32 protein-coding genes are annotated in these 25,661 nt (G+C 45.9%); 24 read left to right on the top strand and 8 right to left on the bottom strand.

Features of this window, described 5'->3' with window-relative positions; translation table 11 throughout:
* Positions 1-261: 261 nt before the first annotated feature.
* From M5J74_RS33650 to cysE, 4 genes are all read right to left on the bottom strand, one after another.
* A complete protein-coding gene (locus M5J74_RS33650) occupies positions 262-357 on the bottom strand; it encodes a DUF2949 domain-containing protein (protein WP_371933983.1) in 96 nt (31 codons plus the stop codon).
* Positions 358-402: 45 nt separating this feature from the next.
* Positions 403-957 (bottom strand): Dps family protein, encoded by a 555-nt coding sequence (locus M5J74_RS24045; protein WP_106216732.1) that lies wholly within the window; start codon positions 955-957, stop codon positions 403-405.
* 95 nt (positions 958-1,052) lie between these two features.
* Positions 1,053-1,307: an Asr1405/Asl0597 family protein gene (locus M5J74_RS24040; RefSeq protein WP_106216733.1), complete on the bottom strand. Its 255-nt coding sequence runs from the start codon at positions 1,305-1,307 to the stop codon at positions 1,053-1,055.
* Positions 1,308-1,542: 235 nt separating this feature from the next.
* Positions 1,543-2,232, bottom strand: coding sequence for a serine O-acetyltransferase (cysE, locus tag M5J74_RS24035; protein ID WP_106167275.1), 690 nt, complete (start codon positions 2,230-2,232; stop codon positions 1,543-1,545).
* A gap of 844 nt (positions 2,233-3,076) precedes the next feature.
* Here cysE and nifB point away from each other — a divergent pair.
* From nifB to nifU, 4 genes are all read left to right on the top strand, one after another.
* The gene (gene nifB, locus M5J74_RS24030) at positions 3,077-4,552 is read left to right on the top strand and encodes a nitrogenase cofactor biosynthesis protein NifB (RefSeq protein WP_250013598.1); all 1,476 of its coding nucleotides are present in this window, start codon (positions 3,077-3,079) and stop codon (positions 4,550-4,552) included.
* Between the two features lie 2 nt (positions 4,553-4,554).
* Positions 4,555-4,890 carry a 4Fe-4S binding protein gene (locus M5J74_RS24025; protein ID WP_015156518.1) on the top strand — a complete coding sequence of 112 codons (336 nt, stop codon included), beginning with the start codon at positions 4,555-4,557 and terminating at the stop codon, positions 4,888-4,890.
* A 95-nt stretch (positions 4,891-4,985) separates the two neighbouring features.
* Positions 4,986-6,209, top strand: a complete 1,224-nt coding sequence (gene nifS / locus M5J74_RS24020; protein WP_250013595.1) for a cysteine desulfurase NifS — start codon at positions 4,986-4,988, stop codon at positions 6,207-6,209.
* Positions 6,210-6,287: 78 nt separating this feature from the next.
* Positions 6,288-7,175: a Fe-S cluster assembly protein NifU gene (gene nifU, locus M5J74_RS24015; protein WP_371933982.1), complete on the top strand. Its 888-nt coding sequence runs from the start codon at positions 6,288-6,290 to the stop codon at positions 7,173-7,175.
* Between the two features lie 63 nt (positions 7,176-7,238).
* Here nifU and M5J74_RS32915 read toward each other — a convergent pair whose 3' ends face one another.
* A complete protein-coding gene (locus M5J74_RS32915; protein WP_256498613.1) occupies positions 7,239-7,361 on the bottom strand; it encodes a hypothetical protein in 123 nt (40 codons plus the stop codon).
* Between the two features lie 2 nt (positions 7,362-7,363).
* Here M5J74_RS32915 and nifH point away from each other — a divergent pair, with 2 nt between their 5' ends.
* From nifH to fdxB, 16 genes are all read left to right on the top strand, one after another.
* Positions 7,364-8,254 (top strand): nitrogenase iron protein, encoded by an 891-nt coding sequence (gene nifH / locus M5J74_RS24010; RefSeq protein WP_015156515.1) that lies wholly within the window; start codon positions 7,364-7,366, stop codon positions 8,252-8,254.
* Between the two features lie 186 nt (positions 8,255-8,440).
* On the top strand, positions 8,441-9,922 hold the full coding sequence (nifD, locus tag M5J74_RS24005) for a nitrogenase molybdenum-iron protein alpha chain (RefSeq protein WP_250013593.1): 1,482 nt from the start codon (positions 8,441-8,443) through the stop codon (positions 9,920-9,922).
* A 170-nt stretch (positions 9,923-10,092) separates the two neighbouring features.
* Positions 10,093-11,631, top strand: coding sequence for a nitrogenase molybdenum-iron protein subunit beta (nifK, locus tag M5J74_RS24000; protein WP_250013591.1), 1,539 nt, complete (start codon positions 10,093-10,095; stop codon positions 11,629-11,631).
* Positions 11,632-11,714: 83 nt separating this feature from the next.
* The gene (locus tag M5J74_RS23995; RefSeq protein WP_015156512.1) at positions 11,715-12,029 is read left to right on the top strand and encodes a Mo-dependent nitrogenase C-terminal domain-containing protein; all 315 of its coding nucleotides are present in this window, start codon (positions 11,715-11,717) and stop codon (positions 12,027-12,029) included.
* 237 nt (positions 12,030-12,266) lie between these two features.
* Entirely contained in the window at positions 12,267-13,826 is a 1,560-nt protein-coding gene (gene nifE, locus M5J74_RS23990) for a nitrogenase iron-molybdenum cofactor biosynthesis protein NifE (RefSeq protein WP_250013578.1), read from the top strand.
* A complete protein-coding gene (nifN, locus tag M5J74_RS23985) occupies positions 13,766-15,088 on the top strand; it encodes a nitrogenase iron-molybdenum cofactor biosynthesis protein NifN (protein ID WP_106168615.1) in 1,323 nt (440 codons plus the stop codon). Before nifE ends, nifN begins: the two co-directional genes overlap by 61 nt.
* The gene (locus tag M5J74_RS23980) at positions 15,078-15,218 is read left to right on the top strand and encodes a hypothetical protein (protein WP_158631744.1); all 141 of its coding nucleotides are present in this window, start codon (positions 15,078-15,080) and stop codon (positions 15,216-15,218) included. The genes nifN and M5J74_RS23980 overlap by 11 nt, the downstream gene beginning before the upstream one ends.
* The gene (nifX, locus tag M5J74_RS23975; protein ID WP_250013575.1) at positions 15,196-15,606 is read left to right on the top strand and encodes a nitrogen fixation protein NifX; all 411 of its coding nucleotides are present in this window, start codon (positions 15,196-15,198) and stop codon (positions 15,604-15,606) included. Before M5J74_RS23980 ends, nifX begins: the two co-directional genes overlap by 23 nt.
* Entirely contained in the window at positions 15,603-16,076 is a 474-nt protein-coding gene (locus tag M5J74_RS23970; protein WP_250013573.1) for a NifX-associated nitrogen fixation protein, read from the top strand. The genes nifX and M5J74_RS23970 overlap by 4 nt, the downstream gene beginning before the upstream one ends.
* A gap of 25 nt (positions 16,077-16,101) precedes the next feature.
* Complete coding sequence (locus M5J74_RS23965) at positions 16,102-16,332, top strand: CCE_0567 family metalloprotein (RefSeq protein WP_015156508.1); 231 nt, start codon at positions 16,102-16,104, stop codon at positions 16,330-16,332.
* Positions 16,329-16,643, top strand: coding sequence for a nitrogenase-stabilizing/protective protein NifW (nifW, locus tag M5J74_RS23960; protein WP_250013570.1), 315 nt, complete (start codon positions 16,329-16,331; stop codon positions 16,641-16,643). The genes M5J74_RS23965 and nifW overlap by 4 nt, the downstream gene beginning before the upstream one ends.
* A gap of 11 nt (positions 16,644-16,654) precedes the next feature.
* Entirely contained in the window at positions 16,655-17,479 is an 825-nt protein-coding gene (locus tag M5J74_RS23955) for a HesA/MoeB/ThiF family protein (RefSeq protein ID WP_106216743.1), read from the top strand.
* 191 nt (positions 17,480-17,670) lie between these two features.
* A complete protein-coding gene (locus M5J74_RS23950) occupies positions 17,671-18,042 on the top strand; it encodes an iron-sulfur cluster assembly accessory protein (RefSeq protein ID WP_250013568.1) in 372 nt (123 codons plus the stop codon).
* A 136-nt stretch (positions 18,043-18,178) separates the two neighbouring features.
* Positions 18,179-18,478, top strand: a complete 300-nt coding sequence (locus M5J74_RS23945) for a 2Fe-2S iron-sulfur cluster-binding protein (RefSeq protein WP_015156504.1) — start codon at positions 18,179-18,181, stop codon at positions 18,476-18,478.
* 11 nt (positions 18,479-18,489) lie between these two features.
* Positions 18,490-18,879 (top strand): FeoA family protein, encoded by a 390-nt coding sequence (locus M5J74_RS23940; protein WP_106216744.1) that lies wholly within the window; start codon positions 18,490-18,492, stop codon positions 18,877-18,879.
* A 75-nt stretch (positions 18,880-18,954) separates the two neighbouring features.
* A complete protein-coding gene (gene fdxB / locus M5J74_RS23935) occupies positions 18,955-19,251 on the top strand; it encodes a ferredoxin III, nif-specific (protein ID WP_106548288.1) in 297 nt (98 codons plus the stop codon).
* A 48-nt stretch (positions 19,252-19,299) separates the two neighbouring features.
* On the opposite strand, the gene M5J74_RS23930 is transcribed toward fdxB, so the two are convergent.
* On the bottom strand, positions 19,300-19,476 hold the full coding sequence (locus tag M5J74_RS23930; protein ID WP_250013565.1) for a hypothetical protein: 177 nt from the start codon (positions 19,474-19,476) through the stop codon (positions 19,300-19,302).
* Between M5J74_RS23930 and M5J74_RS23925 the strand changes: the two genes are divergently transcribed.
* On the top strand, positions 19,459-20,127 hold the full coding sequence (locus M5J74_RS23925; RefSeq protein WP_250013563.1) for a trans-aconitate 2-methyltransferase: 669 nt from the start codon (positions 19,459-19,461) through the stop codon (positions 20,125-20,127). The two genes, M5J74_RS23930 and M5J74_RS23925, sit on opposite strands and share 18 nt — an antisense overlap.
* On the opposite strand, the gene M5J74_RS23920 is transcribed toward M5J74_RS23925, so the two are convergent.
* Positions 20,101-20,310 (bottom strand): molybdopterin-binding protein, encoded by a 210-nt coding sequence (locus M5J74_RS23920; protein WP_015156500.1) that lies wholly within the window; start codon positions 20,308-20,310, stop codon positions 20,101-20,103. The genes M5J74_RS23925 and M5J74_RS23920 overlap by 27 nt on opposite strands.
* Before the next feature lie 251 nt (positions 20,311-20,561).
* Here M5J74_RS23920 and modA point away from each other — a divergent pair, with 251 nt between their 5' ends.
* Positions 20,562-21,368, top strand: coding sequence for a molybdate ABC transporter substrate-binding protein (modA, locus tag M5J74_RS23915; protein WP_106217651.1), 807 nt, complete (start codon positions 20,562-20,564; stop codon positions 21,366-21,368).
* 453 nt (positions 21,369-21,821) lie between these two features.
* A complete protein-coding gene (locus M5J74_RS23910; RefSeq protein WP_250013561.1) occupies positions 21,822-23,420 on the top strand; it encodes a helix-turn-helix domain-containing protein in 1,599 nt (532 codons plus the stop codon).
* Between the two features lie 188 nt (positions 23,421-23,608).
* Here the strand turns inward: M5J74_RS23910 and M5J74_RS32910 are convergent, their stop codons facing one another.
* Positions 23,609-23,734 (bottom strand): hypothetical protein, encoded by a 126-nt coding sequence (locus tag M5J74_RS32910; protein WP_256498612.1) that lies wholly within the window; start codon positions 23,732-23,734, stop codon positions 23,609-23,611.
* A 53-nt stretch (positions 23,735-23,787) separates the two neighbouring features.
* On the opposite strand from M5J74_RS32910, the gene M5J74_RS23905 reads away from it, so the two are divergent.
* Positions 23,788-25,560, top strand: a complete 1,773-nt coding sequence (locus M5J74_RS23905; protein ID WP_250013559.1) for a S8 family peptidase — start codon at positions 23,788-23,790, stop codon at positions 25,558-25,560.
* The last annotated feature ends 101 nt before the right edge of the window (positions 25,561-25,661 follow it).

Genomic DNA, 25,661 nt, shown 5'->3' with positions numbered 1-25,661 from the left:
TTTTCGGTTAAGGCAAGATCCCCCCTAGCCCCCCTTGAAAAGGGGAGGACTTCTGCCCCCTTTTGAAGCGGGTTGAGGGATCGCCAAGATTTTTGCATTGACGCTTCCAAGATGTATCAAAGTGTGTGTAGCCGTTCAAAATGGTAGGATGCCAGCAAAATTTACTTCATCGATCGCAATAACAAATAGCCGAAACAGCCATTCACAATTGCAGGAACAACTATCAAACTGAGGATAGCAACTAAGACTGTAAACATAATGTTACCCATTAAGAGTAATGTGAGGTTTGTTCTCTAGCCAAGCAAAAATTCGTGCTAATCGATCTATGGAAATCAAACCGTATTGCCAAAGAATCATAGGTAGGGGAGCCTAATCTAACTCATGGTGATGCAAGCATTACATCTATGTCCTATTCGCAGGTTGAACAAAAGCCAAAGTTAGGCTATCTTCTGCTAAGAAATGAGCGAGATGAAAGGCACGTTCTTCAGTCTTCAATAAAATTTGCTCGTACAAATAGCGAGTAGCGCGATCGCCTACACTTTCTGCTTGAGCAGCTTGACGACGAATGAGATCGATCGCTGCTTGTTCGGCTTGCAGATCGTTTTCTACCATTTGGCGACAGGAAAAAATTCCATCTGCTTCTGGCGTAAAACAGCACAATTCTGCGAGTTTAGTAAAGCTAGCTGCTGGTACGCCGCCTAGTCCATCCAAGCGTTCGCCAACGTCGTGTACGTGTGCTTGAACTTGTTCGTAACTCTCGCTGAAATACTGGTGCAGCATATAAAATTCTGCACCTTCAACGACAAAGTGATGCTTTTGATATTGTAAATAAAGAGCTTGAAAACTTGCTAGGATAATATTTAATCCTTCACAAACGGGAACGGTAACTTCATGCCCTAAACCAATGGGGTTATCTAGCACTTCTCCGAAATTACGTAATACAGTTGCTTGTGTCATTAATTTTCTCCTTTTGATTTTGGTAATTGGTAAGTCAAAAGTCAAAAGTGAAAAGTTAAAACAGTACTCACAAATGACAAATGACAAATGACAAACTAAGAAAAAATGTCTGCTGTCCAGCAGCGTTCTAACCAATCGAGTAATTCTTGGCGAGTGGCTAAGAAATGCTGTACGGTGCTGCGGACGAGAAAGGCAGCGATCGCACTATTAACTTCAACCACTAAAGAACCATCCGCAGGACAACAACAGGGGATACTTAACTCTTGTAAGCGGTGGTAAATTCGCCAGCGATCGCTGACGGGTATTTCGACAATTTGAACATTTGGATCGGAACTGGTGGGCTTAAACATAAGCAAGGTGTCCTTTTTAAAAATTTTCTCAATTATTAATTACGGGATATATAGCAATCCTATTTGATTTACAAACGGAGCAGGCTTCTAGCCTACTTTTCAAATCATTTAGAACTGCTATAGCAGTCTTAAATTATTAGATTTGGTTTGAAAATCGGGAGTCGGGAGTCGGGAATCGGGAGCCGGGAAGAGTGTATTTTGATTCTTCCGTCTCCTATTTTTTGACTTTTGACTTTTAACTTTTGACTTTTAATTGTTGTTCGAGTTTTTCGATCCGTTCTAATAAAGAACGAATGATGCTTGCTTCTATATCAGGTAGTTTTGCGTGTTCTAGGGGACAGCCACGCACACCTTTATGGCAAATATTGCGCCCAGGAACTCCTACCGCAGTACAGTCTGAGGGGACATCTCGCAAGATAATTGAACCTGCACCAATGCGGACGCGATCGCCAATTTGAATATTGCCTAAAACTTTCGCACCTGCACCCACGACTACGTTTTTGCCCAAGGTAGGATGGCGTTTACCAGTTTCTTTCCCTGTCCCGCCAAGGGTGACACCTTGATAAATCAGTGCGTAGTCTCCGACGATCGCAGTCTCTCCAATGACTACACCCATGCCGTGATCGATAAACACGCCTTGCCCGATCTGTGCGCCTGGATGAATTTCTATTCCCGTCAAAAATCGTCCTAGATGAGAAATCAAGCGGGGAACAAACGCAACTCCATGACAATGCAACCAGTGCGCGAGACGATGCAGTACCATTGCATGAAAGCCAGGGTAGCAACAAAGTACCTCGAACCAATTACGTGCTGCCGGATCGCGATCGAAGATAATCTGAAAATCTGTCAATAATGGCTGCAAAAATGACAAACGCAATTGTTTGTCCGTCTTTTGGGTTGTAAAGGTATTGGAGATCTGTTGCATCGGACTTGATGGGGTGGAGGAGCCGTGTGTTATCTCTGCTTATATCAGGCAGCTCTACCCGCAGCTATGCAGCCGATGTCGATTGGATTTATTGGATATATTAATTTGTACTCAATTAATCTAAACCCCAACTCAATTGGGATTTGCAAGCTAAAAAAAAGTTTTTTTGGAGTTGGGGTACTAGTATTTTTAAGTTAGGGGTACTAGTATTGATCGGGGTAGGGAGTCAGTATTTGTGTACTCAAAACTAAACTCTTAACCCAACAGGATTTAACGGCATTTTTATAACTGTTTTTTGGATATATTAACTTGTACTCATCTGCGCTCGAGGGTTTGTAAGCTAAATTGCGATCGCTATCTAAATAATTAAAATAATCTTAATTTAGTTTGTTCGGCAAAAAAGTGATATTTTAGATACAGAATTGAATTCTGTGAAGTCACTGGGTTAGTTCTAAATTGACTACTCTAGTTCTTTACCCTCGAATTGCCTAAGTAGATGGCGCTTTGGGGGGCGATCGCATACGATTTGAGTACAGAACGGAGAAAAGCAAAAAGCAACTCAAATCGCATTTAAACCCTTACTATGCTTAAGTTTAAAGCGAGTACAGAAATACTTGAACCCCTTCACCATAAATACTCGTACCTCAGTCAAAAAATACTAGCACCCATACCCAAAAACTTTTTTTAAAACCTGCTAATACCTTGGTATTTAAAAGCTGCAATTTTTGAGTACAAGTTTAATCAATTCAATAAATTCTATCCCGAACCACGGCAACAGCATCTTTTGAGGCGGCTGTTATAAAACCTATATCGCTAAACACCTGATGCACCAACAAAAACTTCAATGACACCACCACCTACCGGACTCCTAACCCCCACCGCAGCACCAGCAAAAACTAAAACTAAATCTGGCAGTTGTGGTTGTAGCAGTAAAACCGATGCCGCACCTAGTTTAGATGAAAAAATGAAGGCGCGGATCGAGAAGCATCCTTGCTATAGCGAAGAAGCGCACCATCACTACGCTAGAATGCACGTTGCAGTAGCACCAGCTTGTAATATTCAGTGCAACTATTGCAACCGGAAATATGACTGTGCGAATGAAAGCCGTCCTGGTGTTGTCAGCGAGTTATTAATACCGGAAGAAGCAGCGCACAAAGTCTTGGTAATTGCAGGTAAGATTCCTCAGATGACCGTGTTGGGAATTGCGGGACCTGGAGATCCTTTAGCGAATCCAGAAAAGACTTTTCGCACCTTTGAGTTGATTGCAGACAAAGCACCGGATATCAAACTTTGCTTGTCAACCAATGGCTTGATGCTTCCCGATTACGTCGATCGCATTAAACAATTGAATGTGGATCACGTCACTATTACTATTAATATGGTTGACCCAAAGGTTGGCGAGAAGATTTATCCTTGGGTTCACTACAGACGCAAGCGCTACAGAGGGATTGAAGGAGTCAAGATTCTGCACGAACGGCAGATGGAAGGATTGCAAGCCCTCAGAGAAGCCGATATTCTGTGCAAAGTGAATTCGGTCATGATTCCAGGAGTCAATGACGAGCATCTAGCCGAAGTCGATGAAGTTATTCGTGCTAACGGGGCATTTCTCCACAATATCATGCCCCTGATCTCTGCCCCAGAACACGGTACTCACTTCGGTTTAACGGGTCAGCGCGGACCCACACCCAAAGAACTGAAGTCATTACAGGATAAGTGTTCTGGCAACATGAAAATGATGCGCCATTGTCGTCAGTGTCGCGCCGATGCAGTGGGATTGTTAGGCGAAGACCGCAGCCAGGAATTTACTAAAGAGAAATTCATGGAAATGACTCCAGAGTATAACTTGGAGACACGCCAAGAAGTTCACGCCGGAATTGAGAAGTCTAAGGAAGAAATCAAAGCTGTCAAAGAGAAAGCTATAGAGACATTGCATACTGTAGAGACGTTACATGTAACGTCTCTACAGGACAATCCAAAAATCTTAGTTGCAGTTGCTACCAAAGGCGGCGGTTTGGTTAACCAGCACTTCGGTCATGCGAAGGAATTCCAAGTTTTTGAAGTGGATGCCAACGAAGCTAAATTTGTCGGACACCGCAAAATCGACCACTATTGCCAAAGTGGATATGGCGAGGAAGCGACTCTAGACCACATTATCAAAGCGATCGCCGATTGCAAAGCAGTTTTGGTTTCTAAGATCGGTCATTGTCCTCAAGAAGAATTGCACAAAGCTGGAATCCAGGCTGTTGAAGCTTACGACGTGATTGAGAAAGTTGCAAGTGAATTTTACGCGCAATATCTGCAAAATCAGCAAGGAGAATAGTCATGGCTTACAAAATTACCAGCCAATGTATTTCCTGCAACCGTTGTCTTTCTGTCTGCCCCACGGATGCTATCAAAGTCACTGACGGCAAGCACTGGATCGATCCCACTCTTTGTACAAACTGCGTTGGCAGTGCTTATAGCGTACCTCAATGCGCTGCTGGTTGTCCCACATATGACGGTTGTATTCCACAACCTAGCGATTATTGGGAATCGTGGTTTACTACCTACAACCGCTTGGTTGGTAAGTTAACCAAGAAACAAGACTATTGGGAACGCTGGTTTGATACTTACTCCGAAAAATTCTCCGATCTGAAATTGACTACGCTTCATAACTAATGCACGGGCGGGTTGAACCGCAAGATTGTTGGTTTTAGTTCAGGTATTCGCGAACAAACCCGCCCCTACAATCCCCTACTCCCTACTCCCTAATCATGCAAACTTGCATTTATCTCGACAACAACGCCACCACTAGGGTAGACCCAGAAGTTGTAGAAGCAATGCTGCCTTACCTGAGCGAATATTACGGCAATCCCTCCAGTATGCATTCTTTTGGCGGGCAAGTCGGCAAAGTGGTAAAACAAGCACGGCAACAAGTTGCAGCCCTAATTGGCGCAGATGATTCAGAAATTATCTTCACGAGTTGCGGTACGGAAGGAGATAACGCCGCCATTCGCGCCGCCCTGCAAGCACAACCAGACAAGCGGCATATTGTGACGACTCAAGTGGAACATCCAGCAGTGCTGAATGTCTGCAAGCAGTTGGAAACTCAAGGTTATACCGTTACCTATCTTTCCGTAAATCGCCAAGGACAAATCGATTTGGATGAGTTGGCAGCATCAATGACAGGTAATACAGCCTTAGTCACGATTATGTATGCCAACAACGAAACAGGCGTAGTATTTCCGATCGAACAGATTGGATTGCGAGTCAAAGAGTATGGCGCTATCTTCCACGTCGATGCGGTGCAAGCAGTAGGGAAAATTCCCCTGAATATGAAGACTAGCACTGTAGATCTATTAACTCTGTCCGGTCACAAGTTACACGCACCCAAGGGTATTGGTGCTTTGTACGTGCGACGAGGTGTCAGATTCCGTCCCCTATTGGTGGGAGGACATCAGGAACGCGGACGTAGGGCGGGAACGGAAAACGTACCAGGAATTGTTGCTTTGGGTAAAGCTGCCGAAATCGAACTGGCGCATTTAGCAGCCACGACCAACAAACAAAAGCAACTGCGCGATCGCTTAGAAAAAACTCTACTTGAGACAATCCCCAACTGTGAAGTTAATGGCGATGTCTTCGACGGCAAGCTACGCAAAAACAGATTGCCCAACACTACCAACATTGGTTTCAAATATATCGAAGGTGAAGCCATCCTATTATCTCTGAACCAATTTGGCATTTGCGCCTCATCCGGTTCTGCCTGCACTTCTGGTTCTTTAGAACCATCCCACGTTTTGCGATCGATGGGCTTACCCTACACGACTTTGCACGGTTCGATCCGGTTTAGCCTTTCCCGTTACACCACAGATGCCGAGGTTGACGCAGTTTTAGCAGTAATGCCTGGAATCGTCGAACGCCTCCGCGCCCTCTCCCCCTTCAACAACGACCAAGCCGATTGGCTGCAAGGTCGGGAAGAAGCGCTGGTGAACGGGTAAGTCAAAAGTTAAAAGTCAAAAGTCAAAACACGCACCACGCACCACTCAACTACCAACTACCAACTACCAAAACGTGCCATGTGGGACTATACAGACAAAGTGATGGAACTCTTCTACAATCCTAAAAACCAGGGATTGCTAGAAGACGATCGCGAACCAGGAATAGCAGTTGTATTTGGCGAAGTGGGCAGCATTGCTTGTGGAGATGCCCTGAGACTGCACCTCAAGATTGAAGTCAATAGCGATAAAATTCTGGATTCGCGCTTTCAAACTTTTGGCTGCACCAGCGCGATCGCTTCTTCTTCTGCTTTGACTGAGTTAATTAAGGGTTTAACCTTAGATGAAGCGCTCAAAGTCACTAACAAGGAAATTGCCGACTTCCTGGGCGGATTGCCAGAAGCTAAGATGCATTGTTCGGTGATGGGGCAGGAAGCGCTAGAAGCGGCAATTTATAAATATCGTGGGATTCCGCTAGAAGCCCATGAAGAAGATGAAGGGGCATTAGTTTGCAGTTGTTTTGGAATTAGCGAGTCCAAGATTCGCCGCATCATTCGAGAAAATAACCTCACCACTGCCGAACAGGTAACGAGTTATGTCAAGGCGGGTGGCGGGTGCGGTTCTTGTCTAGCAGATATCGATGACCTAATTGCTGCCGTGCAACGGGAACTAGTTGTAGGCGTACAAATTGCTACAGGGATTGCAGCAACGAAAGAGCAACCGCAACGTCCGCTGACAAACGTGCAAAAGATCGCCCTAATTCAAAAAGTTTTGGATGAAGAAGTTAGACCCCTATTAATTGCCGATGGGGGAGATGTGGAACTGTACGACGTGGATGGCGATCGCGTCCAAGTATTGCTGCAAGGTGCGTGCGGTTCTTGCTCTAGCAGTACGGCAACCCTCAAAGTTGCGATTGAAGCAAAGTTACAAGAGCGCGTCAACCAAAACTTGTTAGTAGAAGCAGTTTAGCAGTTACAAAGCATAAATAGGCGTAATTAGCAATATCTATGCAAGATTTCTCTGTTCCAGTTCCTAAAGTTTTAGCAGTTGAGCGATCGCCCCCAGCGATGTTCGAGCTAAGCGATCGCGGATAAATAGGCGATCGTCGCTACACAACCCAGACCAACAACCACTAACTAATTTCAGGAGAAACAACCATGACTGACAATATTAGACAGATTGCATTCTACGGTAAAGGCGGGATCGGTAAATCCACCACTTCTCAAAATACGATCGCAGGTTTGGCTGAATTAGGCGAACGGATTATGATCGTAGGCTGCGACCCCAAAGCAGACTCCACTCGCTTGATGTTGCACAGTAAAGCCCAAACCACCATTCTACACCTAGCTGCCGAACGGGGCGCAGTAGAAGACCTAGAACTAGAAGAAGTTCTACTCACAGGTTACAAAGATGTCCGCTGCGTAGAATCTGGCGGTCCCGAACCAGGTGTAGGCTGCGCGGGTCGTGGTATCATCACCGCAATTAACTTCCTAGAAGAAAACGGAGCCTACGAAGACCTCGACTTTGTTTCTTACGACGTATTAGGTGACGTAGTTTGTGGCGGTTTTGCTATGCCAATCCGCGAAGGTAAGGCACAAGAAATTTACATCGTCACCTCTGGTGAAATGATGGCGATGTATGCTGCCAACAACATTGCACGAGGCATTCTCAAGTACGCTCACTCTGGTGGTGTACGCTTGGGTGGTTTAATCTGCAACAGCCGCAAAGTTGACCAAGAAATCGAACTGATCGAAACTTTAGCAGCTCGGCTCAACACCCAAATGATCCACTTCGTACCACGCGACAACGTTGTACAACACGCAGAACTGCGCCGCATGACTGTAATTGAGTACGCACCCAATTGCAACCAAGCCAACGAGTATCGCGCCCTTGCCAAGAAGATCAAAGAAAACGACAAGCTCACCATTCCCACCCCAATTTCGATGGACGAATTGGAAGAGTTACTCGTCGAATTCGGTATCCTTGGCGACGACAAAGAATACGAGCATCTCGTTGGCAAAACTGCGGAAGAAGTTGCTGCCGTCTAATTCAGACTCAGGGGACAAGGGAGACAAGGGAGACAAGGGAGACAAGGGGACAAGGAGGACAAGGGGAATTTAACTACTATCTTCTTCCCCGACTCCCGACTCCCGACTCCCGACTCCCTACACCCCACACCCCACACCCCACACCCTTTCTTCACCCCGACTCCCTACACTCAAGAGAGGCAAATTATGACACCTCCTGAAAACACGACTCTAGAACAAGCAACCACGACAGTAGACAAGAAAGCACTGATTAAAGAAGTCCTAGAAGTTTACCCAGATAAAGCCAAGAAAAAACGAGAAAAACACCTCAACGTCTACGAAGAAGGAAAATCCGACTGCGGCGTTAAATCGAATATCAAATCCGTCCCTGGTTCTATGACCACCCGTGGCTGTGCCTACGCAGGTTCTAAGGGTGTGGTCTGGGGTCCAATTAAAGACATGATCCACATCAGTCACGGTCCCGTAGGTTGCGGTTATTACTCCTGGTCTGGTCGTCGCAACTACTACATCGGTACGACAGGGATCGACACCTTCGGCACAATGCAATTTACTTCCGACTTCCAAGAACGCGATATCGTTTTTGGCGGTGACAAAAAACTGGCGAAGCTAATTACCGAGTTGGACGAACTTTTCCCACTCAACCGAGGCGTTTCCATTCAGTCTGAATGTCCCATTGGTCTAATTGGAGATGATATTGAAGCCGTAGCGAAAAAGGCAGCGAAGGAAATTGGTAAAACCGTTGTTCCCGTACGCTGCGAAGGTTTCCGTGGAGTTTCCCAATCGCTGGGACACCACATTGCTAATGATTCTATCCGTGACTGGGTTTTCCCCCAAGCAGATAAGAAGAAGAAAGAGTTGGGCATTGAAGGGACACCCTACGATGTTGCGATTATCGGTGACTACAACATTGGCGGTGATGCTTGGTCTAGCCGCATCCTGCTAGAAGAAATTGGCTTGCGCGTAGTCGCCCAGTGGTCGGGAGACGGCACGCTCCACGAAATGATGATGACTCCAACAGTGAAGCTGAATTTGGTTCACTGCTACCGCTCCATGAACTACATCAGCCGTCACATGGAAGAGGCTTATGGTATTCCCTGGTTGGAGTATAACTTCTTTGGTCCCACCAAGATTGCTGAGTCCTTGCGGGAGATTGCTTCTAAGTTTGACGAAACAATTCAGCAAAAAGCAGAAGAAGTTATCGCTAAATACCAGGCACAATGCGATGCAATTATAGAAAAATATCTCCCGCGTCTCGAAGGCAAGACTGTAGCATTGATGGTTGGTGGCTTGCGTCCTCGTCACGTCGTCCCAGCTTTCTATGACTTGGGGATGAAGTTGATCGGTACTGGCTATGAATTTGGTCACGGCGACGATTACAAGCGCACTACCCACTACATCGAAAATGGCACGTTGATCTACGATGACGTTTCTGCTTTTGAATTCGAGCAGTTTGTTAAAGAATTGAAGCCGGATCTGATTGCTTCTGGAATTAAAGAAAAATACGTCTTCCAGAAAATGGCGCTGCCCTTCCGTCAAATGCACTCCTGGGATTACTCCGGTCCATATCACGGTTATGACGGCTTTGCAATTTTTGCTAGAGATATGGATTTAGCGCTGAATAGCCCGACATGGAGTTTAATCGGCGCTCCGTGGAAGAAAGAGAGCTGAGGGAGCTGAGGGAGCTGAGGGAGCTGAGGGAGCTGAGGGAGCAAGACAATTCGTAAGTTGTAAGTAAAACCTCTTGCCTCTTCTCACACCCCACACCCCACACCCCACACCCTTTCTTTACGCACCACACACCACTTTCTTCCCCCAGCCCCTAATATTGGAGAACAGTCATGGCTCAAAACAACATAGACAACATTAAGGATCACGCTACGCTGTTTCATCAGGACGAGTACCAAGAGTTATTTCAGGCTAAAAAAGAGTTTGAAGGTGGGCATAGTCCAGAAGAGGTTGCCCGCGTTGCAGACTGGACGAAAACCTGGGAATACCGCGAAAAGAATTTTACTCGTGAAGCTTTGACCGTGAATCCTGCTAAAGCTTGTCAGCCTTTAGGCGCAATCCTGGCTGCTGTAGGTTTTGAAGGTACTCTGCCTTTCGTTCACGGTTCTCAAGGTTGCGTAGCTTACTTCCGCAGCCACTTTACTCGCCATTTCAAAGAACCATTTTCTGCTGTTTCTTCCTCTATGACTGAGGATGCAGCGGTGTTTGGCGGACTCAACAACATGATTGATGGTTTGGCGAATAGCTACAATCTCTACAAGCCGAAAATGATCGCCCTTTGCACTACCTGCATGGCAGAAGTCATTGGAGATGACTTGGGTGCTTTTATCAAAACTTCCAAGGAAAAGGGATCTGTACCCGAAGATTTTCCAGTTCCCTACGCCCATACACCCAGCTTTGTCGGCTCCCACATTACGGGCTACGACAACATGATGAAAGGAATTCTGTCAAATCTGACTGAAGGCAAGAAGCAAGCAACAACCAACGGCAAGATCAACTTTATTCCTGGTTTTGAAACATATATTGGCAACTTGCGGGAAGTCAAGCGTTTAGCATCCTTGATGGGCGTTAACTATACTCTACTGGCAGATAATTCAGATTACCTCGACTCTCCTAATGATGGCGAGTACAGGATGTACCAGGGTGGCACTCCCTTAGAAGATGCAGCAGATTCGATTAATGCTGAAGCAACGATCGCCTTCCAAGCATACTCTACCACCAAGACGCGAGAGTACATCACAAAAGAGTGGAAACAAACCACTTCAGTTACCCGTCCTGTCGGTATCCGAGGCACGGATGAGTTTTTGATGAAACTATCAGAACTCACCGGACAGCCAATTCCCAAAGAATTAGAAGACGAACGGGGACGTGCAGTGGATGCGCTGACTGATTCCCAAGCATGGTTGCACGGCAAGCGCGTTGCTCTGTATGGCGATCCAGATCTCGTCATCGGACTAGTACAGTTTCTCCTAGAAGTGGGCGCTGAACCCGTACACATCGTAGTGTCAAACAGCAACGAAGTATTCGAGCAAGAATTGCAAGCAATCTTGGATGCTAGCCCCTTTGGTAACACTGCCAAGATTTGGGGTGGTAAGGATCTGTGGCATATGCGATCGCTCCTCTTTACCGAACCTGTAGACTTACTGATCGGCAATTCCTACGGTAAGTACCTGTGGCGCGACACCCACACCCCACTCGTACGAATTGGCTACCCAATCTTCGATCGCCACCACTTGCACCGCTATGCCACCTATGGCTATCAAGGAGCAATCAACCTGCTCAACTGGATTGTCAACACGCTACTCGACGAACTCGATCGCAATACCATCGTTCCCGCCAAGACCGATATTTCTTACGACTTGATTCGATAATCGCTGGGCGATCGGTAATTGGTAGTAGAGAAATCTTATCAATTACCAATTACCTTCCAATACTCCAATTCATCCCATCAGCCATGTCTACCATCACCCACACAAGCGATCGCTCTGTAATTCCCGAAAAAATTCCAGGCTTCGATCTACTCTCTCCCCTACGTCGATGGGTGAATCAAATCCAAATATGCGATCGCCATACTGCCCATCTCATTTGTCAAGTCATTCCCTGCTGCTGCCCTTTTGAACGAGACGTAACTCTACTCGGACGCACCTTTCACATTCCCGCACTCTGCGAACTAAATCCACTCTACAACGAGCTTATAGGCTTGCGCTTTCGCAGCCTATCCTACCTCTCAGATGAGTGTGGCGAAGATGTCACGAAATACATTTGTTAATCGGTAAGTCAAAAGTCAAAAGTCAAAACTGTTAGAAGTTAAAGATTACGACTAACCCCATGTGTGACTTTGTAATAGCCCCCTTTCTAGGGGGTTGGGGGATCGGAGAACTGCGCCATTCACGAAGAGATCCCCCCTAGCCCCTTTCAAAAGGGGGGAACAAGAGTAAAGTTGCACCGAAGCGTGACTAACCACTCACCAGATCGTCCCACGCACCACTCCACCACCAGCTAAGTCATGAAAATCACCCAAGGTAAAATTAACGAGCTGCTCAGCGAGCCAGGATGCGAACACAATCACCACAAACAAGGACAAAAGAAAAATAAGTCCTGTCAGCAACAAGCTCAACCAGGAGCGGCTCAAGGGGGTTGTGCCTTTGATGGCGCATCGATCGCCCTCGTCCCCATTACTGATGCGGCTCATTTAGTCCACGGACCGATCGCTTGTTCTGGTAACTCTTGGGGTAGTCGTGGCAGTCTTTCTTCTGGTTCCCATCTCTACAAAATGGGCTTTACGACTGACTTGAATGAGAACGATGTCATCTTCGGCGGCGAAAAAAAGCTGTACAAAGCCATTATGGAAGTGCAGCAACGATACAATCCTGCTGCGGTATTTGTCTACTCTACCTGTGTCACTGCCCTGATTGGCGATGACTTGGATGCAGTCTGCGAAGCCGCTACTAATAAAATAGGTATACCCGTCGTCCCCGTGAATTCTCCTGGCTTTATTGGGAGTAAAAATCTTGGCAATCGTGTCGGTGGTGAAGCCTTACTAGAATACGTTATCGGTAGCGCCGAACCAGAATTTACCACCCCTTACGATATCAACCTGATTGGCGAGTACAACATCGCGGGAGAATTGTGGGATGTTCTGCCTCTATTTGATAAATTAGGCATTCGCGTCCTTGCCAAAATTACGGGTGATGCCAAGTACAACGAAGTTCGCTATGCCCACCGCGCCAAACTCAATGTGACGATCTGCTCCAAAGCGCTGATCAACGTGGTGAGAAAGATGGAGGAACGCTACGGCATTCCTTATATTGAAGAATCTTTCTACGGCGTGGATGACATGAATCGCTGTTTGCGCAATATTGCAGCAAAACTGGGCGATACAGATTTGCAAGAGCGAGTCGAGAAATTAATTGCCGAAGAAACTACGGCGTTAGATGTTGCCCTAGCCACGTATCGCGATCGCCTTCGTGGTAAGCGTGTTGTCCTTTATACCGGAGGCGTGAAAAGTTGGTCGATTATCTCTGCGGCTAAAGACTTGGGGATGGAAGTAGTCGCCACTAGCACGAAGAAAAGCACCGAGGAAGATAAAGCCCGCATTAAAGAACTGCTGGGTCAAGACGGCATCATGCTCGAAAAAGGCAATGCTCAAGAATTGCTGCGGACGATCGCCCAAACAAAAGCAGATATGTTGATTGCTGGTGGTCGCAATCAATACACAGCCCTCAAAGCCAAAATTCCCTTTTTAGACATCAACCAAGAACGCCATCATCGCTACGCCGGATATACAGGCACGATCGAAATGGCGCGAGAACTGGATGAAGCCCTGCACAGCCCCGTGTGGAAACAAGTGCGTAAACCTGCACCTTGGGAACAGGGACAAGGGGGACAAGGAGACAAGGGGGACAAGGGGGACAAGGGGGACAAGGGGGACAAGGGGATAAGGGGGACAAGGGGGACAAGGGGGACAAGGGGGACAAGGAAGCAACTACCAACTACCCATTACCCATTACCAATTCAAAATCCAAAGTCCAATCTTCCAAAAAGGCAGTTGCGGTTAATCCTTTGAAGCAGAGTCAGCCTTTGGGTGCAGCCTTAGCATATTTAGGATTGAAAGGCGTAATGCCTCTGTTTCACGGTTCTCAGGGTTGTACTGCTTTCGCCAAAGTCATGTTAGTACGGCATTTTCGCGAAGCAATTCCCCTATCCACTACAGCAATGACTGAAGTTAGCACGATCTTAGGTGGCGAGGACAATATCGAGCAAGCAATCCTAACGCTGATGGAGAAATCAAAACCAGAAATTATCGGTCTGTGTACCACTGGACTGACGGAAACTAGAGGCGATGACATGGAAGGCATCCTCAGAAGCATCCGCAAACGTCACCCAGAATTAACTGACTTGCCGATCGCATTTGCCTCTACGCCCGATTTTAAAGGTGCATTGCAAGATGGGTTTGCCGCAGCCGTGGAAAGCATAGTCAAGGAACTGCCTCAACCTGGAGAAACCAGATTAGACCAAATCAACCTTTTAGTAAGCTCTGCGTTTACGCCAGGGGACGTACAGGAGATTAAAGAGATCGTTTCTGCTTTTGGACTAAAACCCATCGTCGTACCCGATCTTTCCGCCTCGCTCGACGGTCACTTGGATGATTCCTACAGCGCGGTGACAGGTGGTGGTACGACTTTGGCAGAACTCAGAGCGATGGGGACTTCGTTGTTTACCCTAGCACTAGGCGAGAGCGTGCGCGGTGCGGCGGAGATTATGCAAAAACAGTTTGGTATACCCTACGAAGTCTTTCCGCAACTAACTGGATTAGATGCAGTGGATGACTTTTTCCAAGGACTAGTAGATTTGAGCGGTAATGAAGTCCCAGAAAAATACTGCCACCAACGCCGCCAGTTGCAAGATGCTATGCTCGATGCTCACTTCTACTTTGGGCGCAAGCAAGTATCGCTAGCACTAGAACCAGATTTACTGTGGTCGATCGCTTGGTTTTTGCGATCGATGGGAACTGAAATTCATACCGCAGTCACAACCACAAAATCACCCCTTTTAGAGCAACTACCAGTCGAGAGCGTCACAATTGGTGATTTAGAAGACTTCGAGCAATTAGCAGTAGGTTCTGACCTGCTGATCGGTAATTCTCATACTAAAGCGATCGCCCGTCGCCTCGACACTCCCTTCTATCGCCTCGGTTTCCCCGTATTCGATCGCTTAGGTAACGGACAGCGTTGCACAGTCGGCTACCAAGGCACCATTCAGCTTTTATTCGATCTCGGCAACCTGTTTCTAGAGGCAGAGGAGCGAGGAGCGAGGAGTGAGGAGTGAGGGGAAGAAGAGAGCTGACCTAGCTGGGGGAGCTGGGGGAGCAACTACCAACCACCAACTACCAATTACCAATTACCAATTACCAATTACTAATTCGGAGGATCGGTATGAAAATTGCCTTCACAACTAACGACAGAGTTCATATTAATGCTCACTTTGGTTGGGCGAAAAAGATTGATGTTTATGAAGTTTCGCCAGAAGGGTATCAGTTTGTAGAAACACTCCGATTTGATGGCGATCTTAAAGAAGATGGTAATGAGGACAAATTACTGCCAAAAATTGAAGCCCTATATGATTGCACGATTGTTTATGTATCGGCAATTGGAGGAAGTGCAGCAGCTCGGTTAATTAAGAAGCGCATTACACCAATTAAAGCCAGATCTGAAGATGACGAAATTCTCGATATTTTGGAAAAGTTAGTTCAAACTTTGAAAGGCAGCCCTCCCCCCTGGTTGCGAAAAGCCTTACAACAAAAATCACCTAGTTTTGCACAATTAGAAGAGGAAGTAACTCTATGAGCGCTACTGAAACCACCAACCAAACTACTAACGAAGCCTTCAATTCTCTATTCGTTCAGGAGTTAGTCAGACAAATTCGCGCCCAAGATTCCTATGGCTTTTATCGAAATTGGGCAGATGAATTAGTTATCAAACCCTATATTGTCAGCAAAGAGGCTAAGCGCAAAATTTCTGTAGAGGGCGATGTCGATCCCGTAACAAAAGGCAGAATTTTATCATTCTATCGGGCGATCGCGGCTCGAATCGAGCAAGAAACAGGTTTATTATCCCAAGTCGTTATCGATTTGAGTCATGAAGGTTTCGGCTGGGTACTTGTTTTTTCTGGTCGTCTGTTACTAGTTGCCAGAACTTTACGCGATGCTCAACGCTTCGGCTTTGATTCCTTGGAGAAATTAACAGCTGAAGCAGACAAGCTAGTTGAAAAAGCGATCGATCTCGCTCAGCGTTATCCCGAAGTTGGCAAACTGTAAAAATAAAACATCTCAAAAGATTTGTATGGTACAAGTAACCAAAACTGCTGTTAACCCAGATATTAACGAGTTAAAAACTCAACTCAAAAAGCTTAACAGTAAAGCCGGACAAATGAAGATGGATCTGCACGATCTCGCCGAAGGTTTACCTACAAATTACAACCAACTTATGGATGTAGCAGGTCAAACCTATGAAATCTATCGACAGATTGACGAACTCAAGCAACAGTTAACAAAATTGGAGCGAGGACAATGAGCAGAATAGCCCAATTTCAACAAATTGTCGATGCAGAGCAATATTTTGAGTTCTTCAATCTGCCTTACGATGCTCAGTTTGTGAATGTGAATCGCCTGCATATTTTGCAGAAATTCTCTAACTATATCAAAGCGATCGATCGCGATTCTCCCGATCTAAACGACGAGGAAAAGCTCAATCAATATCGCCATGCTCTCCAGCAAGCTTATGACGTTTTTCTTGCTTCCAAACCTGTCGAACAAAAGCTATTCAAGGTGTTTAACGAGAAGCCACAAAATGTAGTTTTGCTAACAGAAATTGGTACAGATTGAGGAGAAAAACTGTGTTAAACCTCACCCCCATCGAATTAGAACGCTACCGTCGCCAAATTATGCTTCCTGGTTTTGGTGAGGAGGCGCAGCAACGGTTGAAATCATCAACAGTCCTGGTGACAGGTGTAGGCGGGCTGGGTGGTACGGCGGCGCTTTACTTAGCGGTAGCAGGAGTTGGGCGGCTGATCCTGGTACGGGGCGGCGAACTGCGACTAGATGACATGAATCGCCAAATTCTGATGAGCGATGATTGGGTAGGCAAACCCAGAGTTTTCAAAGCTAAAACAACGCTAGAACAGATCAACCCAGATGTGCAAATCGATGCTATTTGCGAGTATGTCACGCCGGAGAATGTTGACGATTTGGTACGTGCTGCTGACGTTACCCTCGACTGCGCCCACAATTTCATCGAGCGCGATTTGTTAAATGCTGCCTGCGTGCGCTGGAAAAAGCCAATGGTGGAAGCAGCGATGAACGACATGGAGGCATATTTAACCACAATTATCCCCGATCGCACTCCATGTTTATCTTGCCTATTTCCCGAAAAGCCCGATTGGGATAAGCGCGGTTTTGGCGTTTTGGGTGCGGTATCTGGAACCCTAGCGTGTTTGACTGCACTAGAAGCAATCAAGCTGATTACAGGAATCGGTCAACCACTGCTATCGCAATTGCTAACGATGGACTTAGGCAGTTTAGAGTTTGCCAAGCGTCGCCCTTACCACGATCCTAATTGTCCGGTTTGCGGTACTCCTGCTTTCTCGCCCTATTCTACCTCGCGATTGCGCGATCGCTTCGATCCCCCATCCCCCTTAAAAAGCGGGCTAGTAGCACAATAGACTGCTTGCAAAAGTTAATTTTTAGTGAATGAGAACGCAGATTAACGCAGATTAAGAGTGAATGCAACCAAGATATCTTATCTCCCCCTTATCAAGGGGGATTAAGGGGGATCTTCAAGAGCTATGTATCCTAACCGAGAAGTGTCGATTCTCTAGCCTCTCATTCCTACCTACTAACTCAGGAGATTTATATGACCCTAACATTAACAGAAGTTGCAGAATTCCGGCTTCGTACCTTCCTGCAAGCCGCTAGCAAAGAAGACAATTCCGCTCAACGAGGCATTCGTGTTGCTGTCGAGGATGGCGGTTGTAGTGGCTATCAGTATTCCTTAAACATCGCCAGCACGCCACGGGCAGATGACGTTGTAGTAGAGCAAGGCAAGCTACGCATCTACATTGACTCGCAAAGCGCTCCGCTGTTGGAAGGAGTTGTCATCGATTTTGTCGATAGCTTGCTAGAAAGCGGATTTAAGTTTAGCAATCCCAATGCTACCGATACCTGCGGCTGTGGAAAATCGTTCCAAGCCGGCGATTGTACTCCTGCTGGCGTGCCGTGCAGCTGAGTAGAAAAGTCAAAAGTCAAAAGTCAGAAGTCAAAACTTGTGGGGGTGGTTTTTTTGCAGATACTTGTGAAATCACAATTAGTTCTTTGATTTAACTAGCCCGTACAAAGATCGAATCATTTTGGAGGACACGACGATGACGACTTATCAAGTGCATTTAATCAATAAAAAACGATCGCTCGACATTACGATCCCTGTTGAAGAATCTATTACGATTCTGGATGCCGCAGAAGAACAAGGACTGGACTTACCCTTTTCCTGTCACTCTGGTTCTTGCTCTAGTTGCGTTGGCAAAGTGGTTGAAGGCGAAATCGATCAGTCCGAACAGGTATTTTTAGATGACGAACAAGTGAAGAAAGGATTTGTGCTTCTCTGTGTCGCCTATCCTCGCTCTGATTGTACGATCCGCACCCACCAAGAAGCCTATCTAGTCTGAGTACCCACGATATGTTTACTGACTTTACCATTTTTGGCTCCTCGCTCAGTTTGCTCCAACCTGGAGAACGGGGAGTCGTTAACGGAGTTGAGAGTGTGGACGAGGCTACGGTACAGGAACTCAGGGCAATGGGTATTGTACCTGGAGTCACCATTATTTTAGAACAGCGATCGCCTGCCTACAAGGTTATCGTAGGAGGCGATCGCCTGATTCTCTGCCAAAAGTCTGCTGATGCCATTTACGTGAGGTTGACGGCGCGATCGAATTCTGCCCCTATTCAAGCTGCTGGTATGGCTGGGGTACTAACTGCTCTATTCCAATGGTTGGGTGCAACTCAAAAAAATAATCGGCGAATAGAATTCGCGGAACCACACATTCAAAGTCCGCAAGGCAAGGACTGAATCAACTGAAATACATCTAATTTCTTACTTTTGACTTTTGACTTTTAACTTTTGACTTACTCAAGAGGAGACACTATGGCAACACTTACTGGTTTGACTTTTGGGGGTAAAACCTGGACACCCCAATTCGTACAAGAAATTAACCAAGATAAATGTATTGGTTGTGGTAGATGTTTTAAAGCCTGCGGTAGAAACGTGCTACTACTGCAAGCACTGAATGAAGACGGGGAGTTTGTCGAAGATGAGGAGGCTGAGGAAATCGAGCGCAAAGTCATGTCTATTGTTCATCCAGAATACTGTATTGGTTGTCAGGCTTGCTCTAGAGTTTGCCCCAAAAATTGCTACACTCATAGCTCGTTAGAACAAAATTAGATAGCAATTCTGTTTGAGTTGTAAACTACTCGTGAAGGTGGTCATTGGTCATTGGTCATTTGTTGTTGGTTGACAGTTAACGGTTAACAAGTAGTTATTTTCCCTTGTCCCCCTTGTCCCCCTTGTCTCCCTTATCCCCCTTGTCCCCCTTGTCCCCCTTGTCCCCCTTATCCCCCTTGTCCCCCTTGTCCCCCTTGTCCCTGAATTATGTCTACGAACGACCAATTAGAAAATCTGGTTTTTGAGCCCAATTGGTCTGCTTACTACCAAGCAGTAGAAGGTCGTCCGCCGCGAGAAACTCTGCTATCGGCGTTGATAAGGTTTGAGCCATTATCTCAGGAATTTCCACAGTTTGCAGTGGATTTGGGCTGCGGAGATGGACGAGACACGGCGGAACTGCTGAAGCGGGGTTGGCGGGTACTAGGAATTGACGGAGAAGCAAAAGCGATCGCCCGTTTGCAAAGTCGTCCTGACATCGATCTCCGTCGCCTAGAAACTCTGGTGATGCGCTTTGAAGATCTAGTATTACCAGAATCGGTCGATCTCATTAATGCCAGCTTTTGCCTACCATTTTGTCCGCCGGAACATTTTCCTAGCTTGTGGAACAAAATTATCGCAGCATTGCGGGTTGGGGGACGTTTCTGCGGTCAATTATTTGGCGATCGCGACTCTTGGGCAGTTTACCCTAACATGAGCCATCATACCCGCGCCCAAGTAGAAGAATTGCTGCAACCTTTCAAAATTGAGTGTTTTCAAGAAGAAGAACACCCAGGCACGACTGCTTTAGGCGAACAAAAGCACTGGCATATTTTTCACATTGTTGCTTGCAAACAGCAATTGACTCATCGACTAATCAACTGCAACCATAACGTCTGATGATTTAACGACAGCGTAAGCCTCTTTACCCTCTGCAAGTCCCAAGCTTTCAGCCGAGGATTTTGTAATAATTGCAACTATTTCCACTCCAGGCGCAAGTTCTAACGTGACTTCAGTATTAACGGCTCCTGGTACAACTTTTTTTACAGTTGCTTTCAATGTATTGCGGGCGCTAATCTTCATTTGTCAATCTTTTGTATATGTTTTGTTAGCTCGATCTTCTATCTATTTACGCTCGTTAAACTGTAAATTTAACTACTTTTTATTGCCGAGCGATCGCCTCATCATCTCCTTTAAGGATTAGTAGTTTCTACATATTGACTCATTGTAAGTATATGTTAATCTAATCTATCCATAAAGCATATCTAATATAGATTCTACTATAATTTATAGTTATTTTTTGTAGATAAAGTAGATATTGAACTGAAGATTCTATGAAAAGAAAAAATGTTTTTGCCTTTATTTGTGGAGTGGCGATCGCGCTGATTTTAGCAACTATTTTCAACTGGCTCAATCCATCTCCTGTTGTCGCACAAGCAAATACAAACTTACTTATATCTGCTGCTGCTAGCCTCCAAGATGCCTTAAAAGAAGCCCAACCACTTTTTCAAAAAACTCAGCCGAAGATCGAAGTCAATTATAACTTTGGTGCTTCTGGGGCATTACAACAACAAATAGAACAAGGTGCGCCAGCAGATATCTTTTTTTCTGCCGCTGCAAAGCAAATGAATGCCTTGCAGGATAAAAATTTGATTCTTCTCGATACCCGCCGCAACCTCCTAACTAATCGCCTTGTCTTGGTTGTGTCGAGTAATTCCGATCTGAAGATCGATAAGTTCGAGCAATTAACAGATACTAACATAAAACGAATTGCTGTAGGCGAATTCCGCAGCGTTCCAGTCGGACAATATTCCGAGGAACTATTCAAGAAATTAGGAATTCTATCACAAGTTAAACCAAAATTAGTGTTTGGCAATAATGTCCGTAATGTACTAGCTGCTGTAGAAAGTGGCAATGCTGATGCTGGAATTGTCTATACCACAGATGCCAAACTCTCAAATAAAGTTCGGGTAGTGGCTACAGCAACGGAAAACTTACATTCTCCGATTGTCTATCCTATAGCCATTATCAGTAGTAGTAAAAATCTTGATGCTGCCAAAGAATATATTCAGTTTTTGACTGATAAGCAAGCAAGAACCGTGTTTGAGAAATACGGTTTTGGCATAGCCAAAGCATCGTAAAAATAGCGATAGGTAGAAACGAGAACGTCTAGATTATCTGAGGCGATCGCTAATACCTATTTGATAAAGTACTCTGATTCAGCCGTATTTTCTCAGTTCTGTGCTGCCAATTGCAGTAGATTATTGACATCATCAGCAACAGCATACCAAGATAAAATTTGGTCGTTAGCTGGGCTGTCACTAGGAGATGCATGGGTTTTGCCCTTGCCGTAGGCATCGCCTCAAATGATTTTACTAAAATATTAAGACTTTATTTAATGGCTCAAAGCGAACAAAAATATCTGAACTTGCAGATTAAATATATTTACTATAAATAATTCGTAAGAGCATAGCTTCGAGAAAAACTCTTGGATGGCGAGGAGTTCAAATTTTAGTAGAGAAAATTTTCAGCGATCGCGTATTCATAGCATTCAGTAAAGCTAGCATCTTTTTGAAAAGAACCGCACAATACCCATGCCTTACGCCATTACTAAGCACTGTATTCGTTGTGACAACTGCCTGCCTCAGTGTCCTACAGGTGCAATCAAAGTTATAGAAGGTGAGTATTGGATCGATCCCAGCTTGTGTCATGACTGCCAGGATTCCATAGCACCGCAGTGTGTAGACTCTTGCCCTGTCAACTCTCCGGTTCCTTGGCAAGCGAAGAAAGGTAGATGCAAGATTGATGTTAGAACCGTACCTAGCCTCGATCTTTTTCCCGACGGTAAAAGCCATCCTTTTGCTTCCGCGATCGCTAGTTGGGAATTATGTAATGTTCTAGCACAGCGACACTCTCTTACTTGGGAAATCGATGCTGCGGGAGAGTTGTACTATCAGCGGCAAATTCATGGAGGTAAGGGTGCGATCGCCTTCCGAATTACAGACAGCTTAGATTTGGAACCGCCAGTTGCGCTTAAAGGCGATCGAGCATTATCTGCGATCGAGACATTTGATATTAGATCTGCCTGCTTGCACTTAATCTACGCCGCTCATGTTACAAGCTTAGAGCGTCCTTGGGAAGAGGAATTCATTATCAATGACCGACAGATTGAGGAATACTTGGGACTGGACAAGCGCAAAGACCTGAGCAAACTGACTAAACTCGTTCTCATTAAAGAACTTGCCCAACAACCCTGCAAGCTAATAGCTTGTATCGATCTGCCCCAACAAGGAAAGATTAAGGGAATTCGGCTGGAAAAAAGTCGTTTGTGGCATTTACTGGACACTCAACATCACTTTCAAGAAGACGATTTGGGATGCAAACATCTGGTTGGGTTGACTTTCAAAATTAAAATCGGTCAGTGGGCGCAGCATTTTCTGAATCGGCAAGGTTGCAAAGAGCGGACTGCATTCTATCAGTATGGTACTTTACCCAAAGCCCTACTCAGCGCCGTGATGAGTATTTGGCAGCAGCATGAGGGTGCAGCGCGGATGATGCTATGGTTGCTATTTAAAACCAAAATGGGTAAAGAGCAGCGCGTTACGATTCCCACTCTCATGAGAGTAGCCTACGGCGAGCGAAAACTGAGCCAAATATCTTTGCAACCGGAGAATCGCCAACGTCTATTAAGAATATTTGAAAGCGATTTAGAGGTACTCGATCGCTACGGACTCAAGCCTGTATTCGATCCTGTGACCTATCCACCAGAGATTCAACCTTTGTGGGCTAAGTTAGTCGATATTCCAGAAGATGCGGAAGCTGCATTAGAATTTTGGATTGATGATGGTAGCAATAGCACTCGATTGACCGATGCTGCCCCTCGTGGTAAGTGGAATCGATTAATGAATGCTCGGATTTTACATTTTGAACTGCCTCCAGAGTGGGAACAACAACTCGCGAAATCTAAGAAGAAGCAACGAACGACGAACCGCAAAACTAGGTCAAAATCGCAAGTAGCCCTCTCTACTGAATATATTATTGAAGCAAGAAAAAAACTGGGATTGAGCCAAAGAGATTTAGCCCAGCTAACGGGTAAAAGCCAGAGTTGGATTCGCGATATTGAAAATGGACGTTTTCAAGCTAAGTTAGAAGATCGAATATTATTGCAAAAAGCGCTAGGGATGAATGCTTGACTTGAATTATGGGTCTCTGCGCTTTAGCAGTTCTAAATGATTTGTAAAGCAGGCTTCTAGCCTGCTCCACGTTCATGAATCAAATAGGATTGCTATTGTTGGAATGGTAATTCCTGCTAGTTTGAAGCGATCGCTGAAAGTCTGCAAACTGCCCTCAAGCAACTAAAGTTGTAATGGGATTTAGAGAATTAATGTGAGTGGATAGTAACGCATTGGCTAGCAGAGTGAAACTCTTCTTCTAGCCACCAGCCACCAGCCACCAGCCACTGATAACTGTAAGAATTCTGCAACATTTGTTTGTAGGACGATCGCATGAGTTATCTTGTAGATTAAGCTACTGCCGCTTCAGTACAGATGGATTGCAGGTATGAAAAAGTTTATTCTACTGTGTTTGTTTATTGGCGGGCTGTGGTTTGCTCTGTCAAGCTTTCAAGGTCTGGCAGCTAAAGGCGAATATCAGTCCATTGTGCTAGATTTTCGGGAAAATGTGCCGAATACGGAGATAGAAGCTAAATTAAACGCGATCGCGCAGCAATACAAAGTCAAGCCTCGGCTTAATAGTGAGTTTTCCGCAGCAGATAATGTATATGTCGTGGAAGGCGATCGCCAGACTCTGACTAGCCTGAGAAACTCCAAAATCGCTAAATCTACCGAATATATCGAACCTAACTACATTTACCGCGCCTATGAGGTTCCCAACGACCCCCAATACGGTCAGCAATGGAACATGCGTAGTATTAGCATTGAGTCGGCATGGGATGAAACCAAAGGTAGCGGCGTAACCGTTGCTGTGATTGACACGGGCATTAGTCAAGTTCCAGACCTGAAAAATACCAAATTCGTCGAAGGCTACGACTTTGTAAATGATAAAGTTGCAGCAGATGACGACAACGGGCATGGGACTCACGTAGCAGGTACGGTAGCGCAATCAACCAACAACAATTATGGTGTCGCAGGTGTGGCTTACGAAGCCACGCTCATGCCCCTGAAAGTCTTAAGTGCAGGTGGTACGGGTACGACCTCCGATATTGCCGAAGCCATCCGCTTTGCTGCTGACAACGGCGCAGGCGTAATTAATATGAGCTTAGGTGGTGGTGGTGAAAGCGAAATGATGAAAGAAGCGATCGCCTATGCCCATCAAAAAGGTGTCGTAGTCGTCGCCGCTGCTGGCAATGCCAATAGCAACGCTGCCGAGTACCCCGCCCGCTATCCTCACGTAATTGGAGTTTCGGCGATCGATTCAGCGGGAGAAAAAGCCCCCTACTCTAATTTCGGTGCAGGAATCGATCTTTCTGCTCCTGGTGGCAGTAATTCCGGCAAAATCGTCCAAGAAACTATCGATCCAGATACGGAAGAACCAGTATTTGCCGGATTCCAAGGAACCAGCATGGCATCTCCCCACGTTGCCGGAGTCGCCGCCTTAGTTAAAGCTGCTGGGATACAAGACCCAGATGAAGTAGAAAGCGTTCTGCAAAAGTCCGCCAGAGTCGTGCAAGATGACGGACTCAACTACTACGGTGCGGGACATTTAGATGCATCCGCCGCCGTGAAACTTGCCGTGCGCGGACAAATTACCTTCAAAGACTTCTTCCGCTGGCTGCGGGATAACGGCTACCTCAACCCCCGTTTCTGGATTGATGGTGGTGCAGTGGCATTATTACCTAAAGTCCTGATGGTACTCGGTTCTTACCTCTTGGCTTGGTTCTTGCGGGTTTACTTCCCCTTTACCTGGAGTTGGTCGCTGTCATGGGGGTTAGTTACAGGCAGTTCGGGTTTATTCTTCCTCAAAGGCTTTTATATCTTCGACCTACCTCAATGGCCCTTCCGCTTGCTGGGCAGTTCCATTCCCGAACTCGGTAGCGCTATTCAGGGATACTCTGAGTTAAACCCCTTCTTTGCCAGCGTAGTGATTCCCTTCGTGTTAATCGTGTTACTGCTGGGAAATCCGAGTTGGAAGAAATTTGCTGTCGGTACAGCTTTAGGTGTCGCTAGCTGCTTGTTAATCAGTGCCTTTATCGCACCCGATTTAGGCTGGTTGGGAAGTGGGGCGATCGCTCGTACTTTTCTGATCGGTAATGCTTTAGCCTGTTATGGGATCGCTTGGTTGGCAATGAAAGGTGAAGGAAGCTTAGTCAGTTAACAGTGACCAGTGACCAATAGAGACGCAACATCTCTCGACCCCCCTTACTCCAAAGGGGGGATTTTTGTGTCTCATTTTCCTGGTTCCCGTAGCTCCTAGCT

The sequence above is a fragment of the Chroococcidiopsis sp. CCNUC1 genome (assembly GCF_023546805.1).
In the GTDB taxonomy this organism is placed as follows: domain Bacteria; phylum Cyanobacteriota; class Cyanobacteriia; order Cyanobacteriales; family Chroococcidiopsidaceae; genus Chroococcidiopsis; species Chroococcidiopsis thermalis.
This window is presented reverse-complemented; position numbering and strand designations above follow the sequence as displayed.

Bases quoted from the DNA above. Each gene is read 5' to 3' on its own strand.
- M5J74_RS33650 (WP_371933983.1), bottom strand. From the start codon at position 357: ATGATTCTTTGGCAATACGGTTTGATTTCCATAGATCGATTAGCACGA.
- M5J74_RS24045 (WP_106216732.1), bottom strand. From the start codon at position 957: ATGACACAAGCAACTGTATTACGTAATTTCGGAGAAGTGCTAGATAAC.
- M5J74_RS24040 (WP_106216733.1), bottom strand. From the start codon at position 1,307: ATGTTTAAGCCCACCAGTTCCGATCCAAATGTTCAAATTGTCGAAATA.
- cysE (WP_106167275.1), bottom strand. From the start codon at position 2,232: ATGCAACAGATCTCCAATACCTTTACAACCCAAAAGACGGACAAACAA.
- nifB (WP_250013598.1), top strand. From the start codon at position 3,077: ATGACACCACCACCTACCGGACTCCTAACCCCCACCGCAGCACCAGCA.
- M5J74_RS24025 (WP_015156518.1), top strand. From the start codon at position 4,555: ATGGCTTACAAAATTACCAGCCAATGTATTTCCTGCAACCGTTGTCTT.
- nifS (WP_250013595.1), top strand. From the start codon at position 4,986: ATGCAAACTTGCATTTATCTCGACAACAACGCCACCACTAGGGTAGAC.
- nifU (WP_371933982.1), top strand. From the start codon at position 6,288: ATGTGGGACTATACAGACAAAGTGATGGAACTCTTCTACAATCCTAAA.
- nifH (WP_015156515.1), top strand. From the start codon at position 7,364: ATGACTGACAATATTAGACAGATTGCATTCTACGGTAAAGGCGGGATC.
- nifD (WP_250013593.1), top strand. From the start codon at position 8,441: ATGACACCTCCTGAAAACACGACTCTAGAACAAGCAACCACGACAGTA.
- nifK (WP_250013591.1), top strand. From the start codon at position 10,093: ATGGCTCAAAACAACATAGACAACATTAAGGATCACGCTACGCTGTTT.
- M5J74_RS23995 (WP_015156512.1), top strand. From the start codon at position 11,715: ATGTCTACCATCACCCACACAAGCGATCGCTCTGTAATTCCCGAAAAA.
- nifE (WP_250013578.1), top strand. From the start codon at position 12,267: ATGAAAATCACCCAAGGTAAAATTAACGAGCTGCTCAGCGAGCCAGGA.
- nifX (WP_250013575.1), top strand. From the start codon at position 15,196: ATGAAAATTGCCTTCACAACTAACGACAGAGTTCATATTAATGCTCAC.
- M5J74_RS23970 (WP_250013573.1), top strand. From the start codon at position 15,603: ATGAGCGCTACTGAAACCACCAACCAAACTACTAACGAAGCCTTCAAT.
- M5J74_RS23965 (WP_015156508.1), top strand. From the start codon at position 16,102: ATGGTACAAGTAACCAAAACTGCTGTTAACCCAGATATTAACGAGTTA.
- nifW (WP_250013570.1), top strand. From the start codon at position 16,329: ATGAGCAGAATAGCCCAATTTCAACAAATTGTCGATGCAGAGCAATAT.
- M5J74_RS23950 (WP_250013568.1), top strand. From the start codon at position 17,671: ATGACCCTAACATTAACAGAAGTTGCAGAATTCCGGCTTCGTACCTTC.
- M5J74_RS23945 (WP_015156504.1), top strand. From the start codon at position 18,179: ATGACGACTTATCAAGTGCATTTAATCAATAAAAAACGATCGCTCGAC.
- M5J74_RS23940 (WP_106216744.1), top strand. From the start codon at position 18,490: ATGTTTACTGACTTTACCATTTTTGGCTCCTCGCTCAGTTTGCTCCAA.
- fdxB (WP_106548288.1), top strand. From the start codon at position 18,955: ATGGCAACACTTACTGGTTTGACTTTTGGGGGTAAAACCTGGACACCC.
- M5J74_RS23925 (WP_250013563.1), top strand. From the start codon at position 19,459: ATGTCTACGAACGACCAATTAGAAAATCTGGTTTTTGAGCCCAATTGG.
- M5J74_RS23920 (WP_015156500.1), bottom strand. From the start codon at position 20,310: ATGAAGATTAGCGCCCGCAATACATTGAAAGCAACTGTAAAAAAAGTT.
- modA (WP_106217651.1), top strand. From the start codon at position 20,562: ATGAAAAGAAAAAATGTTTTTGCCTTTATTTGTGGAGTGGCGATCGCG.
- M5J74_RS23910 (WP_250013561.1), top strand. From the start codon at position 21,822: ATGCCTTACGCCATTACTAAGCACTGTATTCGTTGTGACAACTGCCTG.
- M5J74_RS32910 (WP_256498612.1), bottom strand. From the start codon at position 23,734: ATGCGATCGTCCTACAAACAAATGTTGCAGAATTCTTACAGTTATCAG.
- M5J74_RS23905 (WP_250013559.1), top strand. From the start codon at position 23,788: ATGAAAAAGTTTATTCTACTGTGTTTGTTTATTGGCGGGCTGTGGTTT.